At 73.1% G+C, this 1,439-nt stretch carries 1 protein-coding gene; it reads right to left on the bottom strand.

Annotation, left to right across the window (positions count from 1 at the left end; genetic code table 11):
- Positions 1-153 precede the first annotated feature (153 nt).
- On the bottom strand, positions 154-1,050 hold the full coding sequence (locus ACWF94_RS40420; protein WP_453500276.1) for a lytic polysaccharide monooxygenase: 897 nt from the start codon (positions 1,048-1,050) through the stop codon (positions 154-156).
- Positions 1,051-1,439: the final 389 nt, after the last annotated feature.

Raw genomic sequence — 1,439 nt, 5'->3', positions numbered from 1 at the left:
CTGCCGTACCTCCCCGGCAACCGTCCTCGCCCTGCTCGACGGCGGCGAACCCGCCCTGGACGACGGCGGCGAACCCGACCCGGACGACGGTGTCGACCCGGCGCTTCGGCCGCCCGCTCCGGGCGGCCGGGCACGACCCGGGGGCGGGGCGCCTCAGAAGCGGCGGTGGCGGCGGTAGCGGCGCGGCGGCCGGAGGGTCGCCAGGGTGCCCAGGGCGAGCATGGTGAGCGCGGCGAGGCCCCCGCCGATGACCTGGGTGGAGTTGCCGGACTCGGCGCTCGCCACCGCCTCGTCGGGGGACGCGGACTCCTCCCCGCCGGCGCCGCCCTCCGGGGTGTCCGTCGCGTCGGCTGTGCTGGGTCCGTAGAGCGAGTCCAGCCTGCTGGACTGGGCGGGGGTGTCACGGGTGAGGATCACATCGGAGCAGGAGTAGTACGTGTCCGCGGCGCCGTCCGTGGTCCGCCAGACCGTATAGAGGATGTGGCGGCCTGTCAGCCCCTTGGGGAGGGTGGCCTCGACCTCGTACGCCCCGTTGGCGAACGCCGGGTCGGTGTCGGCGGCGAAGGGGTCCCGCTCCATGTCGGACCAGTGCAGCGGCTCCGCCGGGTCGTGGCCCTCCTTGGTGAGGTACAGCTCGAACTTCCCCTTGTGCCGTACGGTCGACCGGTAGGTCAGGGTGAAGTCGCCGCCCGACGTCAGCTCGGTCACCGGCCAGTCGGGGCGGACGATGTCGAGCCCCCGGTAGTTGCTCAGTCCGGCGCTGCACAGCTGCCCGTCGGGGATGACCTGCCGGTCCTGGCCCTGGACGTTGGGCAGCCGCACATTGTCCCAGGCGTCGAACACCGCACCCCCGTTCGCCGCGACAGCGGCCTTGCAGGCCGCCGAGTCCCGCTGTTCACCGGTGGCGCCGCACGCGGCCACCCGGCTCACGGGGTCGGTCGGAGCGCCGTGGGCCTGTGCGGTCCCGGCGGCCGTGGCGAGCAGCACGGGTACGGCGCCGGCGGCGGCCCATCGAAGCGCGACGGTCGCGGCGGAGCGAGGGACGATCATTTTGGCAGACCTCCTTGTGAACCCGGCTGCATGCCATCACTTACGGGCGAGCCCGGCGGAGTGTTCACCCCGCTGAGGGACGGACGGCCCTGGTCACGGTGAGGCTCTGCGAACCGGTGGGAGCATCTTGGTGGGCAGACGGGCCGCCCGCAATGCCCGGTCCGGAGAAAGAAGCACCGATTTCTTGGTCACTCTCGGTGGAAGCTCTGGGTTCGGGCAGTTCGAACAAGGCGTCGGGCGCCCCGGCGCCGCGCCGGGGTCCGGCGAACCGCCGGTGGACCGGTCCCGGGCGCCGACGGCCCTTGGCGGGGGATCGCCATCGGGCGGACCGGTGGCCGGTCCGGTAACACCCCGTTCACCTGCGGTTTTCCCATCGTTCATCCCGGCGT

The organism is Streptomyces sp. NPDC055078, from assembly GCF_053607985.1.
Note: the sequence above shows the minus strand (reverse complement) of the source record. Positions and strands in the feature narration are given on the sequence as shown.